At 45.4% G+C, this 15924-nt stretch carries 14 protein-coding genes and 1 pseudogene; 5 read left to right on the top strand and 10 right to left on the bottom strand.

Annotated features, from left to right (window positions below; all coding sequences use genetic code 11):
- Positions 1-18 precede the first annotated feature (18 nt).
- The 4 genes from ybaK to CGL_RS01875 all read right to left on the bottom strand — a co-directional run bounded on the left by ybaK (position 19) and on the right by CGL_RS01875 (position 4196).
- The gene (gene ybaK / locus CGL_RS01890) at positions 19-540 is read right to left on the bottom strand and encodes a Cys-tRNA(Pro) deacylase (protein WP_011265540.1); all 522 of its coding nucleotides are present in this window, start codon (positions 538-540) and stop codon (positions 19-21) included.
- Positions 541-580: 40 nt separating this feature from the next.
- The gene (locus CGL_RS01885; protein ID WP_011265539.1) at positions 581-1504 is read right to left on the bottom strand and encodes a UTP--glucose-1-phosphate uridylyltransferase; all 924 of its coding nucleotides are present in this window, start codon (positions 1502-1504) and stop codon (positions 581-583) included.
- 146 nt (positions 1505-1650) lie between these two features.
- A complete protein-coding gene (gene lpdA / locus CGL_RS01880; RefSeq protein ID WP_011013602.1) occupies positions 1651-3060 on the bottom strand; it encodes a dihydrolipoyl dehydrogenase in 1410 nt (469 codons plus the stop codon).
- Between the two features lie 488 nt (positions 3061-3548).
- Complete coding sequence (locus CGL_RS01875) at positions 3549-4196, bottom strand: acetyltransferase (RefSeq protein ID WP_011013601.1); 648 nt, start codon at positions 4194-4196, stop codon at positions 3549-3551.
- Positions 4197-4556: 360 nt separating this feature from the next.
- Between CGL_RS01875 and CGL_RS01870 the strand changes: the two genes are divergently transcribed.
- Both CGL_RS01870 and CGL_RS01865 read left to right on the top strand, forming a co-directional pair.
- A complete protein-coding gene (locus CGL_RS01870; protein WP_011013600.1) occupies positions 4557-5381 on the top strand; it encodes a glycosyltransferase in 825 nt (274 codons plus the stop codon).
- 180 nt (positions 5382-5561) lie between these two features.
- Positions 5562-6773, top strand: a complete 1212-nt coding sequence (locus CGL_RS01865; protein WP_011013599.1) for an O-antigen ligase family protein — start codon at positions 5562-5564, stop codon at positions 6771-6773.
- Positions 6774-7640: 867 nt separating this feature from the next.
- Here the strand turns inward: CGL_RS01865 and CGL_RS01860 are convergent.
- Both CGL_RS01860 and CGL_RS15595 read right to left on the bottom strand, forming a co-directional pair.
- Positions 7641-8804 carry a nucleotide sugar dehydrogenase gene (locus CGL_RS01860; protein WP_011013598.1) on the bottom strand — a complete coding sequence of 388 codons (1164 nt, stop codon included), beginning with the start codon at positions 8802-8804 and terminating at the stop codon, positions 7641-7643.
- A gap of 449 nt (positions 8805-9253) precedes the next feature.
- A pseudogene (locus CGL_RS15595) lies at positions 9254-9637 on the bottom strand (IS3 family transposase); the annotation flags it as partial.
- Between the two features lie 272 nt (positions 9638-9909).
- Between CGL_RS15595 and CGL_RS01855 the strand changes: the two are divergent.
- Both CGL_RS01855 and CGL_RS01850 read left to right on the top strand, forming a co-directional pair.
- Entirely contained in the window at positions 9910-10905 is a 996-nt protein-coding gene (locus tag CGL_RS01855; protein WP_011013597.1) for an acyltransferase family protein, read from the top strand.
- A 9-nt stretch (positions 10906-10914) separates the two neighbouring features.
- Positions 10915-12087, top strand: a complete 1173-nt coding sequence (locus tag CGL_RS01850; RefSeq protein ID WP_011013596.1) for an SGNH hydrolase domain-containing protein — start codon at positions 10915-10917, stop codon at positions 12085-12087.
- A 150-nt stretch (positions 12088-12237) separates the two neighbouring features.
- Here the strand turns inward: CGL_RS01850 and CGL_RS15590 are convergent, their stop codons facing one another.
- A complete protein-coding gene (locus CGL_RS15590) occupies positions 12238-12456 on the bottom strand; it encodes a transposase (RefSeq protein ID WP_227747642.1) in 219 nt (72 codons plus the stop codon).
- Between the two features lie 239 nt (positions 12457-12695).
- Here CGL_RS15590 and CGL_RS15585 point away from each other — a divergent pair, with 239 nt between their 5' ends.
- On the top strand, positions 12696-12920 hold the full coding sequence (locus tag CGL_RS15585) for a hypothetical protein (RefSeq protein WP_041625327.1): 225 nt from the start codon (positions 12696-12698) through the stop codon (positions 12918-12920).
- Here CGL_RS15585 and CGL_RS15580 read toward each other — a convergent pair.
- The 3 genes from CGL_RS15580 to murB all read right to left on the bottom strand — a co-directional run bounded on the left by CGL_RS15580 (position 12917) and on the right by murB (position 15919).
- Entirely contained in the window at positions 12917-13069 is a 153-nt protein-coding gene (locus CGL_RS15580) for a transposase (protein WP_011013595.1), read from the bottom strand. The two genes, CGL_RS15585 and CGL_RS15580, sit on opposite strands and share 4 nt — an antisense overlap.
- 803 nt (positions 13070-13872) lie before the next feature.
- A complete protein-coding gene (locus CGL_RS01840) occupies positions 13873-14910 on the bottom strand; it encodes a glycosyltransferase family 2 protein (RefSeq protein ID WP_011013594.1) in 1038 nt (345 codons plus the stop codon).
- A gap of 1 nt (position 14911) precedes the next feature.
- Positions 14912-15919 carry a UDP-N-acetylmuramate dehydrogenase gene (gene murB / locus CGL_RS01835; protein WP_011013593.1) on the bottom strand — a complete coding sequence of 336 codons (1008 nt, stop codon included), beginning with the start codon at positions 15917-15919 and terminating at the stop codon, positions 14912-14914.
- Between the last annotated feature and the right edge of the window lie 5 nt (positions 15920-15924).

Raw genomic sequence — 15924 nt, 5'->3', positions numbered from 1 at the left:
GGGGGTGGGTTTTACCTTTTATGAATGATCAGCAATATCCGCGTAAACACCATCGGTAGCCAGAAGAACATCATCCGGGGCGATAATCAGGGACCACCCGCGTCGCCCTGCGCTGACGTAGATTCGCTCCTGGAGAATTGCAGACTCATCCAAAAACACGCGGTGCTTGTTCTTCTGCCCTATCGGTGAGATTCCACCAGGGACATACCCCGTAACTACCTGTGCACGGCTGCGATCCATCATGTTTGCATGCTTACCTTTTCCAGCCTTAGCCAACTGCTTGAGATTCAACGTTCTGCTGGCTGGAACAATCGCGACCACGTGTTCACCATCAATATCTGCCATGAGCGTTTTAAACACCACTTCCGGCTCCACACCCATTACTTCAGAGGCATCCAATGCAAAGCCCTTTGATGATTTTGGATCTACATCATGAACATCCAGCTCAAAAGGAATCTGCCTCTCCGTAAGAAGGGCTAGAGCGGGGGTAGCGTTCGAGGTGTCTACTTTCTTAGCCATGGCATAAGATTCTAATCGCATGAGAAAACCGCCTCCCACAATGTGGAAGGCGGTTTCCTTTTTAAGATTCAAACTCAGCGAGTATTTCCTTCACCGCACGGTGAATCTTGGAACCGTACTCTGCATGACGAAGTCCGAAGTACACAACAGCAGGAATGTACCCAGCTGGATTACCAAGGTCATGGCGCTTTCCTTCATGAACCACAATGTGTACCGGATGGCCTTCTTCGATCAATAATGCGATGGCATCTGTTAATTGCAGTTCTCCACCAGCACCAGGCTCAATTCGACGCAGTGCATCAAAAATAGCTCGATCAAGTAGATAACGGCCCGTTGCGGCAAACCTTGATGGTGCATCTTCAGGCGCAGGCTTTTCAACCATTCCTACAACACGCCTAATGCCTTCACTTTCGGACTCTGCATCGAGTTCACCGAGCTTAAATACTCCGTAATTTGAGACTTCATCTTCAGCCACCTCAATTGCTGCAAGAACAGATCCGCCAAACTTAGCGCGAACTTCTGCCATTCTCTCGGTCACACCAAATGGCAGCACCAAATCGTCTGGCAGCATGACAGCCACAACATCTTCATCATCATCGAGCACAGACTCAGCAAGGCCAACAGCGTGACCAAGCCCCAATGGCTTTTCTTGAACCACTGGAACTGTTGCAATCAATTCTCGAGCTGCTCGAACTTTATTCAGTTGATCAGTCTTACCGCGAGCCTCAAGAGTTGCCTCAAGCTCAGGGAACTCCTCGAAGTGTTTAAGAATTCCGTCTTTGTTCGGAGCAGTGATAATTGCTAACCGAGTTGCACCAAGATCAGCAGCCTCTTTGGCAACAAGTTCAATACCCGGGGTATCAACTACAGGAAGAAGCTCCTTTGGAATTGTCTTCGTTGCAGGAAGGAACCGTGTTCCCATTCCTGCAGCTGGTACCACGACAGTTTTTACAGCATTTTGATGCTGAGCTATTGGCAAACTCATTTCTTAGACGATACCGAATTTTAGAAATAATTCTCTTTGATAATCGAAAAGTTTGTGTGAGTATGAGCACTAACCAGCACTCGGTTTGGATTGAAAATCGGTTTTGGCCCTGTTTCCATACAGAAACAGGGCCAACGAGGTGGATTCTAGAAGTTGATCATGTGTCCAGAGATACCGTGTGCAGCTTCCTTAACTGCCTCAGATAGCGTTGGGTGAATATGGACGCTACGAGAGATCTCTTCAGTGGTGAGATCCCAGTTCTGAGCAAGCACCAATTCATTGATGAGCTCTGATGCATTTGCTCCAACCAGGTGTGCACCGAGCAGCTCACCGAATTCTGCATCAGCAACGATCTTTGCGAAACCATCAGTTTCTGCCAGGCCAACTGCTTTACCGTTTGCAGAGAATGGGAAGGAAGCAACCTTGATCTCACGATCTGGCCACTTCTCCTTGGCCTGCTCTTCGGTGTAACCAAAGGAAGAAACCTGTGGGTTGCAGAAGGTTGCACGTGGCATCATCATGTAATCACCAAGAGTCTGAGTTTCTGCACCAGCAATAGTCTCTGCGGCAACAATGCCCTGTGCTTCTGCGACGTGAGCAAGCTGAAGCTTGGCGGTCACGTCACCGATGGCGTAAATGCCATCGACGTTGGTACGCATGTAATCATCGATCTCGATTGCGCCACGCTCGGTGAGCTTAACGCCAGTGTTTTCAAGACCAAATCCCTCAACGCGTGGACGGAAACCAACGGAAACCATGACTCGATCAACAGTAAGAGTCTCTGTCTTGTCAGAGCCCTTCTTCTGGTAATCAACCTCGACAAAGTCACCGTTGTCCCGAACAGCAGTGGTTGCATGGCCAGGAAGAAGCTTAACGCCCATCTTCTTGTAGGCCTTTGCAATAACCTTGGAGACTTCAGCATCTTCATTTGGAAGCACACGATCCATGAACTCGATGACGGTTACATCTACACCGTAGTTACCAAGAACGTAGGCGAATTCCATTCCAATTGCGCCTGCACCAACAATGACCATCTTCTTTGGCGCAACAGGGTTAAGAATCTGCTCTTCAAAAGACACAACGTTCTCTGAGAAGTCAACGCCACGGAGGGTGTTGACTACCGAACCGGTTGCGATGATGCAGTCATCAAAGGTGATGGTCTTGCCAGCATCCTTACCGTCGGTGACCTCAAGAGTCTTAGCATCCTTGAAGTTTCCAAGACCATGAATTTCGATGATCTTGTTCTTCTTCATCAAGTAATGAACGCCTCCAACGATCTTGTCGGAAACGCCACGGGAACGCTTGTGAGCATCCTCATAGTTGAAGGTCACTTCGCCATTGATGCCGAAGGTCTTCTTCTCATGGGTAAAGGTATGGGCAACTTCAGCGTTTTTGATCAGAGACTTGGAAGGAATGCAGCCCACGTTTAGGCAAACACCACCCCAGTACTGCTTCTCAATTACAGCAACCTTCTTGCCAAGCTGCGCTGCACGGATGGCGGAGACATAGCCACCGGGGCCGGCTCCGAGTACTACTACGTCATAATGTTCAGTCACGCATTCAAGGATACGTGTTTAGTGGGTCATTGTCGTGCATCCGGGTGCGGTTGGTTTTCCATACTTAATTTTAGAGTGGAAGAAAATGAAAAACACCCACATCCGGGCCCAAATGGGCACAGAAATGCAGGTGTTTTATGTACGGTCTAAGCACCGTGCTGTTTTAGAACAAGCCGATGCTGTGGGAAAGATTACTGAATGCGGAGGATCCAGCATGCAGGCCGTAACCTAAGATTTCGTTGATGAAGAAGATGATCTGTTCATGAATTGGCATAGTTTAGATTCCTTAAATATCTCTTACGGGCATTACACGGCCCTGTGCGACTTTTAGCTGTTTCGGCTTAGATGCGTCGGGACTACAAAAGAACTAACGGAAAATAGTGCCTAACCGTTAGCACTCTGCCGAAATGAACTATTTGCAAGTCGCTCAGGAGGCAACGCCAAAATACTAATCACAATGGCGTTAAAGGTCGATAATTTCTACTTTTTTAGCGCGCAGGAATACCCTTAACTACCTTCCCTGCAGAAATATCCTTAGTGACGCACGAAGATGCACCCACTAACGACCTATTCCCGATAGTCAGTCCTTGCAATACTGTAGCCGCAGCTCCAATAAGAGTTTCTTCCATGATCAGGACTTCACCCGAAATTGTTGCAGCCGGATTTATCGAAACATAGTCTTCAAGAATTGAATCATGCCCGATTGTCACATTTGGGTTGATATGCACATGCACACCAAGCCTTACATTGGTCGAAATCACGGCCCCAGAACATACAACAGCCCCAGACCCAAACACTACTTGGCTTCCTATCACTGCAGAGGGATGCACCGCCGTAAATGCATCGAAACCAGACTTGTCTAAAAGAGCAGAAAGCTTATGGCGAATCGTTGGGTTTCCAATCGCAAGCACATACTTACACGACTTGGGAGATCCCTCAATCCATTCTTTTAAAGTTCCTAGATATTCGATTTTTCGCTCCGCAAGACGCTGCAAATTGATTGCAGCAGGATTGTCATCAACTACTCCAATTATCTCTAACGAATGTCCGGCTTCCTTCATTGCTTCGAGAACGTCTAGACTCTCCCTACCGAATCCAGATGCACCTATCACTACGACTGAGTTTTGAGCAACCATCTTCCCTCTTAATTGCAAGTTCTTGAAAACACGTATCTATCTGCAGATGATCAAATAGAGCCTTATCTCTCTAACCTCTCCTTCAACACATCTTCTCTTTACTAAAAGCATATAGCGATCATAATTCGCAACCATAAATGAATTACATTTTGAAAAAGATCCTGAAAGGGTCTATAAATCCCGCTCAGAGCCAGATATCAAGCTAGCCCTGTTCAATAGAGCAAAAACAAAATTAGAAGCAAATTGCCTCTTTCTCTTATGCCCCAGAGGAGAAGCTATTCTTCAATATTTCGATGTAAGCTTATTGCCCATCAAGTAAATTAAAGCAGTCAGCGAAAAATATTCTCAAAGAAAGCCACCATGACTAGTTCCGCTCCATTAATAAGTGTAGTAATCCCAACAATCGCTTATGACGAATATTGCAGTCAATCTATTAAATCGGTTTGCGAACAAAACTATGAAAACTGGCAAATAGTCCTAGTTCTGGACGGGGCGCCCATTAAGGATGTTCCCCAATGGGTAAAAGAACATGAACGCATTAAAATTGTCGAGCAAAAAATTAGACAAGGTACCCCCACGAGCTTAAACAATGGAATCAAAGCGTCTGATGGACAGCTAATTGCACGACTAGATTCAGACGATCTCGCTGCTCCCAGCCGCTTATCCAAGCAAGAGGAATTTCTCAGGAACCATCCATACATTATTTGCGTTGCAACAAAAACAAAGCACATTAATGAACATGGGAAAATCTTTGGACAATCAGCTGACCTTCCAACTTCCCAGGACATCAGACAAATCCTGTTAGTGAAGAACCCAATCATTCACTCCTCAGTTATGTACCGCAAACAAGTTGTTGAACAGATCGGGGGATACTCTCTGGAGATGACTCGATCCCAGGACTATGAGCTATTCCTTAGGCTCTCCAAAATTGGAGCAATCGGATACCTTGACGAAAGCCTTAGCTCATACCGCATTCATGGTGGCCAGCACAGCAGGAAAACCTCCCCATTTAAGAAATATACCTGGATCATACTAAAACGAAGGATGGAACTTGCTTCGTTCTTAAAGCGGTCACCAGTTCGACAAATATTCTTAAATTTTATATGGTATGGCGCTCAAGTTACTCGATACTTGGGGTTGCGTAAAGCAGGATTCATGACGGGATACACCCCGGACCGCATCTAACATCGGTCTAGCTATTCTTTTCCAAAGATTTCGTAGCATCCTGCTAGTCAACAGTCCGCCCAGTGCCGATAAGTGGTATGTGCATCAATGATGTTGCCCCTAGTAAAAGAAATGAGGGGGCTGTCTTGAAGAAACTCACATTACACAAGTCAATAACCAGAAATACTTTAAGGATGTTCCGTGCTTCGTGAGCCTTTAGCTGTCGGAAGTCTAATTTTCCTTGCGACAATCCTCATACTCTCGCTACCAAGCTTTGTAGCGGGTCTCATAGTTGGCGTATGGCATTCCCTCCCCGGAATTGCACCATCTCTAGCAGGCTTTGCGTTAACTATCGGTGTCCTTGTTCTATGCCTGCTTATATTAATTTTCCGAAAGAAGAAGTTTCCTGATGCTAGTATTTTTACCAAGTACTCAGGTTTTCTTTCACTGATTCCTGCCATTTTCATCATCGAATGGATAAATAATGAAAGCGCATCAGAAACTCGAACATTACTCGGCGCCATTGTTACTGGCTTCCTTTTCTTAGTAACCAGTTCTTTCCGAGATAATATTCCGCATATTATTTGGGGTTTTTCAACCGGAGTATCAATCTACGGAGTAGGAGAATTATTACGAATTGCTGGTGGCGGAGCTTTGCATTTGAAAGCCGGAGCATTTGGTGCCAATCCTATTTTCGCTTCTCAGTTCTTAGGCCTAGCAATTTTCGGGGTTTGGCTTCTACATATAACCAAACGAAGCACTCCGAAATTTACCCTTTTCGTTAGTTCCATCCTTCTAGTTTGTTTACTAAGTGCACTATCATGGGGGCCGATTATTGCTCTTGCAGTTGCTTTCCTATACGCAAACACTACAAAATCTTCTACACACCGCTTGCAAGATTATAGAGTTCGAAATCGAATTATAGTCTGGGGCCCCTTGCTAGTAGGACCCGTAATTATACTTTCCAGAGACGCCATAAAATCATTTTATTACAGTGAAGACTCTGTAGCGCGTCTCCATATTTGGCAAGAATTTATCGACCTAGCTCTAACCAGCCCGCTGACCGGAGTTGGAATGGAAAAAGTGCATAGTTTTTATTCGATTAGTAGCTCGGATAAATTCCTGTCACCACATAATCTATTTCTTGAAATGTGGGTAGCATATGGTGCTCTCCCTATATTCATCCTGTTTGCAACCTTGATTTATCTCTTTCGAAAAATCAATTATCTCGGACGAGCCAGTCTAATATTCTTAGTGATTTGTTCCTCGGTATCAGGCAGTCTGGCCGTCAGTTTTAACTTTTGGATAGGTTTAACCTTAGTGGTCATTATTGGATCCTCTTCACTAGCTTCCACTAACCAAAATGCCCATTCTTCAAAATCAAGAAAAGTTAATAAACAACCAGCAAAGTAGTGGTAACTTTGTCTGCTATTACTCCTCATTGACAACGATTGCTTCGTTAAGGTGATTTTAACACGCTATGAAACTGATAATACGAATCCACACGTCAAGTTTTGGGGTGCTTGACAAGCGCAACACACCCGAAAAGGATTTTCTACCCTTTGCCGCCGAAAAACTCAGGCTGATTCAGTTTTGTGTTCCGGACGTGCATTTTGAAGCGACGTGGTAACGATCGTGAAGCACTTGAGTGGACATCATGAAGCAGTACCCACCCCAGCATCAATCAGTAAGAAACGCTTTAACGCCAGGTGGCTTTCAACCGCATACGCTGTATTCGGCTATGTCGTACCGGTTTTCTGCGCAGCGGGTGTGCTCTATCGCGACGTTGTGCACAAGGTCGTGATAGAGCACACCACATACGCGGAATCGCAGTACCGCTTGTTAAGAATTGTGGGGTTTAAAGAAAGCGCGGATCAATTTCGGTCAAGTGCTTTCTGAGCTTTAGAGATCGTTACGTGTGCAGCACCGCATCGAGATTGAATGGTTCTGTAGGAATTACCTTGTTAGTGCATGGCTGTGATCGACCGGGAATTGATCACCGTGCCGATATTTTCAATTTTCCGCCTCGACTTTGATGTCGGGGGTAGGTATTAGAAAGTGTAGGTTCTGGCGTTTATTGGTGCTTCACGACACTCATCATGCTGCTTCACGATCGTTACCCACGCCGCTTCAAAATACACGTCCAAAACAAGTTTTGTGTAGCTGTAGACTTAACTGGAATGACTTAGTGCCCTACACAAGTCTCGTGTATGGCACTAGTTGAAGATTTGTTAGGGACTCATGATTTGTAGCGGGTCATCAACAAAAGATTCTTTCCACTTAGTCACGCTGGAAAATATCACGTGTATAAACTTTTTCTGGTACATCAGAAAGCTCATCGGTTGGACGATTTGCAATAATGATGTCGCAGTAATCCTTAAACTCTTCGATGTCATTAAGGATCTTCGAATTGTAGAAAGTTTCTTCTCCGAGATTCGGTTCAAATACTACAATTTCGATTCCCTTGGCCTTAATTCGTTTCATGACTCCTTGAATAGAAGAAGAACGAAAGTTATCTGATCCAGACTTCATTACAAGGCGGTAAATTCCAACTACAGTAGGTGATTTACTGAGGATATCCTCTGCAATAAAGTCCTTACGAGTCTTATTTGCTTGGACTACTGCAGAGATTAGATTCTGCGGGACATCCTTATAGTTGGCGAGAAGCTGTTTCGTATCTTTCGGAAGACAATATCCGCCATATCCAAATGAAGGATTATTGTAATGAGATCCAATACGTGGATCGAGCCCTACCCCTTCAATAATCTGCTTAGTATCCAAGCTTCGAACAGACGCATAAGTATCCAGTTCGTTGAAAAAAGCAACTCGCAGTGCAAGATATGTATTAGAAAATAATTTAATCGCCTCTGCCTCAGTTGAGTCCGTAAGTAGAATCGGAGGCTTTTCTTTTGCCCCCTCAGCTAACAGAGTCGCAAATTCTTCCCCCAGAGGACTGCGATCACCAACGACAACTCTGGATGGGTAGAGATTGTCGTAGAATGCTCGGCCTTCACGCAGGAACTCAGGTGAAAAAATAATCGAAGCTTCTGGATGCTTAATGCGTAGTTCCGATGTAAAACCAACAGGGATAGTCGATTTAATTACGATTGTGGATCCAGGAGAAACCTTAAGGACTATCTCAATTACGGACTCAACGCTGGAAGTATCAAAAAAGTTTGACTCTGGGTCGTAATTAGTTGGCGTTGCAATAACAATAAAATCTGCGCCTTTGTAAGCGGCTTCGGCGTCCGTTGTGGCAGTTAAGTTTTGAGGCTTAGTGGACAGATATTCTTCGAGATCGCTATCGACAATTGGCGAACGAAATTCTTGAACTAGTTTCACTCGTTCTTCATCAATGTCAACTGCAACAACTTTATGATTTTTAGAGAGGAGAGCTGCATTTGAAAGCCCAACATATCCGAGCCCTGCGACGGCAATTTTCATAAAAGTATTCCTTTTCGTGTTTTATTGATACAGCAAGTTTTCAGATTGTCCCGTCGGGGGAAAATTGTCTTTGTTTTATCGAAGGCCCTTGACGAGTATAGAACGCTGAGATTGATTCCGGCCGGAAAGAAAGGTGATTCGCAATACAATTATTTGCGATTAGCTTACTAGCTTTTATTGTGGCTTTATTTCAACGGGCTGGAACGTAATGTATGCAATCTCCACTAAATTAAATTACACTCTCCGACCTCGTTCTAGTTTCACTTAATATTTCGCCCTCAGCAACTAGAGAAGTTAAAGGAGAGACGATTTGAAAATATTGTGGCCTTTTTGAACACTGTGGTGAACCTTTCAATATTCTCCTTAAAGAGGCATGAAGAATCCACGGCAAAAACTTTAGACGCTAATTATGGGGCCTGACCCCTGGAAAGTAGACACAGGAAATTTAATCAAGAAGCAGATTTCAGGATAGCAGAACCCCGAATCTCATACATCGCAGGTGTGAGATGACCACACCAGGATTGCCTAAGACTCGTGTTGTACCTGGTACACCACTTCAAATACCTCCCGACGGCACACCAACTGGTTCGCAAACGTCTTGGAATCCTGCGCGGAACTTCCCGCTTGAATGCGGCATTAAACGACTGAAGCCAGCGAATTATCCGCACCGATACCCACAGCACCCATCAACTGACAAACCACCCGACTTTGTGCAGATGTCCTGGAATACTTGCGAGGTGTACACACTGCCATGTTCTTCAGTGGAACACAGCATCCTTTACGATGTCTAGTTGGTCTTTAGCCATCATCAACGCATCCTGAACCAACGACGTCGGATTAGGTCTTAGTTGCCATGATCGGTAGGTTACCTTTTTGTCCCAAATTGTTGGGACATTAGGTGTCTACCAAGCAGGAGCCAGATCCATGTATATTCTTCCTGCACAATTACAGCCAATAGCTTACGATCTTTAATGCATATACGAAGGTGCAATAAGCGTATGATCTTCGAAGTTTTAAATCAATTTGTCTACGCTAAAATTGCCAGCAACATTCAACTGATTAGATTATTGCAATTCAGAATTAAAGAATCATACGGAAGGTTTTTATGACTACATCGACGGCAACTGCTAAACAACAAGCTTCGAAAAGTCATTTCCGTCCCGACATTCAAGGACTGCGAGCCGTCGCGGTACTTTTAGTATTGATATTTCATGCTGGCGATGGCTCCGTGCTTTCCGGAGGTTTTACGGGTGTTGATATTTTCTTTGTAATTTCTGGCTACTTGATTACTGGACACTTGATCAGGTCTTGTCTAGAAAAGGGAAAAATTAGTTTAATTAACTTTTATGCGGGCCGGATTAGGAGAATTCTGCCAGCAGCCACAGCCGTTTTGGTATTCACGGCCCTAATTACGATTTTAGTGTTGCCTGATACCCGGTGGATGCTTATCGGTGCTGAGATCATTGCAAGTTCAGTGTATTTGGTAAACTGGCTTTTTGCCTCAAATACGAATTATTTGAATGCAGAAGCTGCTGCCAGTCCAGTTCAGCATTATTGGACCTTATCTGTGGAGGAGCAGTTCTATATCCTCTGGCCAGCGCTACTTATTGGGTTGTTGTATTTCAGTCGGCATCGTTTTACACTGGACTCAGAGGAAACTAGTGGCACGAAACTAAACAAAGTTCGTTGGCTGCAGCGTTATATCGCTTTAGCAGCTGTACTTATAACGTTAGTTTCTCTTTGCTTTTCCATTTATTTTTCATACACCAATCCGGCACCCGCATATTTCATTACCTCGACACGCCTGTGGGAGCTTGGAATAGGCGCGATTCTCGCCTCTTTTTCATTCCAATTAGAACGAATTTCAGCTCCGATAGGATATGCGCTTGGTGTAATGGGATTAGCAAGCATCGTAGCAGCTGGAGTGACTTTTGATTCTCAGACAGTTTTTCCCGGCTATGCCGCGCTGGTGCCAACATTAGGTGCAGCAGCTGTAATTATTGGTGGCATGGGAGGTCGTGCGGAAAAAGGTGTAGGTGTACTTCTAAAAGTTAAACCTATGCGTTGGATCGGAGATCTTTCCTATTCGCTTTATCTATAGCATTGGCCATTGATCGTTGTAGGGATTTATTATTTCAATGGAGAAATGCACTTTTGGCAAGGTCTCCTAATTATCGGGTTCTCTTTCATCCCTGCTTGGCTAAGTTATCATTTCATTGAGAATCCAATGCGTAATTGGTCAGCAATCAAGGCTGACGCAAGAAAAGCAGTGGCCTTTGGAGTTATTTTGATGACGGTATCGGCGACTGCTGGGATCCTCCTCTTTTTATCTCCAAATAGAAGCCAAGCTGCGCCACCCCAATTTAGTTTGACCCCGTATGATCCAACCGCTGTAAATAAGGAGTCGGAAAAAGAAGCAGCAAAGAATCTGTTTGGCGCTGAGGCGTTGACAGTGGATCCGGATGCCGGTGAGGTTGTTGATCGAGTAGATAATTTTTATCCGACGACTGCTAAGGCAAAACGAGATTACCCAAGTAACTATGCAGCGGGTTGTCACCAAGAAGTCAATGAGACTAGTCCTGAGTCATGTGTTTATGGTGATAAAAATTCTGATTTTTCTGTAGCACTTGTCGGTGACTCCCACGCTGGTCATTGGCTTCCTGCCTTGGAACCAATTGCTGAAGCACAGGGGTGGAGATTGGAAGTTTATACAAAGTCACAGTGTCCACTCATAAGCACTGCGATCAAACTTGGTGAAACTTTTTATGCAGAATGCTATGAGTGGAATGAAAAATTACTTGCTAAGCTAACTGGACCTTCTGCACCAAATCATGTGATTGTAAGTAGCCAACGTTACGCTTCTGCAAATCCGTTAATCGATAGTGTCGCGACGGGAACCGTTTCCGAAGGATATGAAATGGCATGGAATTCATTAAAAGATGCAGGTGTTTCTATTTCTGTACTTCTTGATACTCCTCGGCCGCAAATTGATATCCCAGAATGTGTAGCATCAAACCGCGATAATCTCTCAGAATGTTCAGTTCACCGGAGCGTTGCGCTTGGGACTGAAGCTCATCCTCAGCAAAAAACTGCAGCTCAAAATATAGACGTGCCTGTATTGGATTTGAGTAATTGGATTTGTCCGGAAGAATATTGCTCCGCTGTTATCGGAAATGTTTTGGTATACAGGGATTCACATCATTTGACCGCTACGTATGCTCGTAGTCTCTCTAGCGCATTATGGAATGAGTTGGTTGCCTCAAATGGTGAGCCTTTTAAGTAAGAGGTAGTTGTTCAAGTAGCGCTTTGTCAGCTCTCGTCCGCGGGTCTCCTTCCCCGCGTAATTTTTGAGATATGAACACCTCACAGGTTTCTCGCGCCCGCGGTGACCTCGACGACTTCATCAACGATGATCTTTGCCAACTCTTCGGATTTAGAGTACATTGATCTTCCTCTGCAGTTGTCCGGCTTGGATCAAGCACCGCAAGATGTAGTGGTTGAGGTTCCTGAACCCCAAGGTGATCCCGCGCAGGTGCTCAAGTCTGCCGTTGATGGCCTCGACAGGTCCGTTGGATGCACCGATATTGAAGGACGCCAACACGTTCTTACGCCGACGCCACAAGGTGTGCCCCAGTTGGGCAAGCTCGTCCATTCTCGCTGGTAGGCCTTTGCGCAGGCTGTTGATCCCCTTCTCATCAGCTTCTTTTCCTCTGATTTCTACGGATTCCCATACGCCGCAATCATGTCTTGATAGAACAACCACGTCAGATCTAAAGCCACGTAGTCATCATCGGTGGCCCACAACATGACGAGTCCTCGTTTCTGCCACTGCGTGAAATAATTCTTCCAGGTCAAAAGCGTACGGCGGTATTTGTACAGGGGGTTATCTTTGTGCCCGCGGGATCCGGTGGTCTCTCGTTAAAGTCACTGCTGGCACCCGGTGAGATTGTCCGTCGCCAGATGCTCTACGTGAAAGCGATCCATCACTCTTTGGTCGCGTTCCGGCAGCCAGGTACGCAGTACGGCCTGGGCGGTCCTCCAGCAGTCAAGCAGGCCATCTCCCCATCCCCCAGCGAGGTGAGGCCGACGAAGATGGTCACCAGGTTCGACGGCTAACCTGGCTTTCGAGTATACTTCCATACATGTTCATCGACTTCAAGGTGGCGCGGGTCGTTGTAAATGAGCTGTCGGCAAGCATCGAGTGCAACCTGGTTGACTAGTTCCCAGCCGATCTTCAGTGCTTTAGCCGTGGCAGACACACTCATCCGTCAATCACCAAGCGCTGCAAGATCTAGCAGTGCCCCGGTGGTTGAACTTGGATCAGTCATCCGCGCAGTACAGGATTTGTGGAAGATCTTCCTCGTACACGACATAGCTGTGCATAGGAAGCGGAGTACGCGGGCATCCAGGCGGATGCGGAAGTCGACGACGGAAGATCAACGAGCCAGCAGAGGATGTGGTCCCGCACCTTATCGGAGTGTCCGCGACTAGGTTCCCAGTAGGCTTCAAGACGTGGATCCCAGCGTGTTCAGATGGTTCTGTAGGAACCTCCATCTTCACACTGAGCTCCTACATGTTGTGTTGCCCAGCTGAACCCGTCGCGCTCTTTTGGCAGATAAAATATTGACAAAACCGGCTGATCCCGAGGTCGGTGGCGATGATGCGGATTGAAACCTATGGGGAGATCTCGTACAAGGCGACGGCGTCGAGCTTGAACTCCTCTGTGTAGGACTTGCTTGGCAAGGTGGCAGATTGCCTTTCGATTCCTTGTTGTTGGGATGTTAGGTGACGGCCAAACAGGGGTCAGATCCGGGTGCAGCTGGTTAGACTAGGATCACCACACGGTGTTAGTGACCCTGGCGCATCTGTTTGCCACCACCCAACGGTTGGCTGCCGACCCAAACACGCGCAAGGCGGAGTAAGTTTTTATTATGTCATACTTGCCCAACACCAGACCGCTGCATTAGGTTGTTGGACTATTGTCCATACTGTGTCCGTACTCTCCGAACAAAGCACTACTAGGAACTTGCGCTCCAAGGTAGACTACCTTGGTAGATGCGGTTTTTCGCTACTTCCCTTGAATTCTTCTTGTAAACTTCACGAGTGAACTCTTAATAGGTTTAGAAATCGAGACCCCCTTAAAAATAGACTTATATAGAATATCTTGAAGAGGCTTAATTAATCTAGACGAATAGATGCTGATCAAAACTACAACTATGGTACGGCGCAGAGGGTTCTGGATATAGTCTCGAGCCATGTGTAAACCAGTTTCCGGAGCACCATATAGACATAAGCGAATAGCCGCTTTAGGGACAAATTTCTGAACAGCTCTATCAGCGATAGGAACTACGGCAGTAGGCCCTTCAGCTTCCAGCCTAGAGTAGGCTAAAGCTCCTTCCTCTTCTGGCATTAATGCCAGTCGCACCGCAGCTTCTGAAAAGCATCGCTGACGTATAGTTTTATCCGGGACGAAAGAGACACCATCTAAAAGTGTGTAACGGTGATAAAGAAAATCTGGAATGATACCCAGATCTGCTTTTTTCGCCATCCTCAACCATAAATCACGATCTTGAGCAAAAGTAAAGCCACTTCGATACCCACCTATACTCTTATAAAGGTCTAAGCGATACATCACTTCTCCGTGAGTGAACGGATTAGATGTCAATAAATCATCGAATGTAGCAATTGGCTTTTCAAATCTCTGTGGGTTGCGTGTTCCCGTATCTTCTTGAATATTATAGATAGCACCACCCACAGCACCTACCGAAGGATTCGCGTCTAGAAACTCTACCTGAAGCTCTAAACGGCGAGGAAGAGATACATCGCCTGATCCCTGGACTGCAATATACTGCCCTTTAGCTCCAGAAATTGCTTCTGATAACCCTTTTACGAAACCTTTATTCTCTTCATGAATGATAAATCGGAAACGCGGATCATCATATTTTTCTTTTAACTCTAACAATCGTGAAGCTGTTCCATCTGTCGATGCATCATCAAAAACAATTAATTCAAAATCGCTATAAGTTTGGTTAAGAATAGACTCAATGGTTCGTTCTAAATGCTCACAGCGGTTATAAAAACCAGTAACCACACTTACTTTTGGCATTTTAGTTCCTTACTAAATCTATATCGGGCCATTGCTCGTCCGCCACTTCATGAGCAGGGCGAAAATCACCAGAATATGACAGATATAAAACTTCACAATCCATTACAAAACCAGTTCTGCTATAAACTTCCTTTCGAACAGCAGAGATCAACCACAAGATGTCATCATCAGATGCATCCCCATGATTGACTATAAAATTCGCATGTTGCATGGAAATTTCTGCAGAACCGCGTCTAAGTCCCTTTAATCCTGCATCTTCTATGGCCTTACCAGGAGGACCAACAATACTGTACATAGCGGGATCTGAAAGGAATGTCGATCCACAGTTTGGAAGATCCTCAGGAAACTTTTGAGAACGTTGATCTAGAATCGTTTCCAATTCGGCCAACAATTCTCCAGCATTTCCTGGCTTCAGAAGAAGTTCGACTTCTAATACAGTAGTTTCAGAGTTCTTAAGTACGGAGTTTCTATACGTAAACTGCAATTCATTTGCGTTCAGTTCTCGGATACTGCCTTCAGCATCTGTTACTAATACTTTAGTGACATGCTCACCGATTCCACGACGCTGGGTTCCGCCATTCATAACAACTAAGCCACCTACAGTTCCAGGTATTCCGCCCGCATGAACTATTCCTTCCAGCCCCTCGGTCGCAACAGCACGCACTAGTTGAGGTACCGAAGCACCAGCTTGAGCACGAATACGGCTGCCTTCAATTATAAAGTTGCTAAAATTTTCACCCAACTTTATAACTAAGCCACCAAAGCCATCTGAATCAAAAAGAATATTGGAAGTACCGCCAACAACTACTACTGGTTCCGGACGATTTTTCATGAATGCAAGAAGAGCACAGATCTCATTAATAGAACTAGGCTCAGCAAATACAGCTGCAGGACCTCCGATCCTCCAACGCGATATCTCCTTCAATGAGACTTCGGTAGCGAACCGAAAGTCGAACTCATTACGCAATGCGGTCTCAAGACTTTCGGAGACTTTCTTAAAATCATTCAATGTAA

Origin of the sequence: Corynebacterium glutamicum ATCC 13032 (assembly GCF_000011325.1) — a bacterium.
GTDB lineage: Bacteria > Actinomycetota > Actinomycetes > Mycobacteriales > Mycobacteriaceae > Corynebacterium > Corynebacterium glutamicum.
This window is presented reverse-complemented; position numbering and strand designations above follow the sequence as displayed.

Excerpts from the sequence above, each read along its gene's own strand:
- CGL_RS15580 (WP_011013595.1), bottom strand. The coding sequence starts at position 13,069 with ATGAGTGTGTCTGCCACGGCTAAAGCACTGAAGATCGGCTGGGAACTA.
- CGL_RS01855 (WP_011013597.1), top strand. The coding sequence starts at position 9,910 with ATGACTACATCGACGGCAACTGCTAAACAACAAGCTTCGAAAAGTCAT.
- CGL_RS01875 (WP_011013601.1), bottom strand. The coding sequence starts at position 4,196 with ATGGTTGCTCAAAACTCAGTCGTAGTGATAGGTGCATCTGGATTCGGT.
- CGL_RS01860 (WP_011013598.1), bottom strand. The coding sequence starts at position 8,804 with ATGAAAATTGCCGTCGCAGGGCTCGGATATGTTGGGCTTTCAAATGCA.
- ybaK (WP_011265540.1), bottom strand. The coding sequence starts at position 540 with ATGCGATTAGAATCTTATGCCATGGCTAAGAAAGTAGACACCTCGAAC.
- CGL_RS01885 (WP_011265539.1), bottom strand. The coding sequence starts at position 1,504 with ATGAGTTTGCCAATAGCTCAGCATCAAAATGCTGTAAAAACTGTCGTG.
- CGL_RS15590 (WP_227747642.1), bottom strand. The coding sequence starts at position 12,456 with ATGGACGAGCTTGCCCAACTGGGGCACACCTTGTGGCGTCGGCGTAAG.
- CGL_RS01840 (WP_011013594.1), bottom strand. The coding sequence starts at position 14,910 with ATGCCAAAAGTAAGTGTGGTTACTGGTTTTTATAACCGCTGTGAGCAT.
- CGL_RS01870 (WP_011013600.1), top strand. The coding sequence starts at position 4,557 with ATGACTAGTTCCGCTCCATTAATAAGTGTAGTAATCCCAACAATCGCT.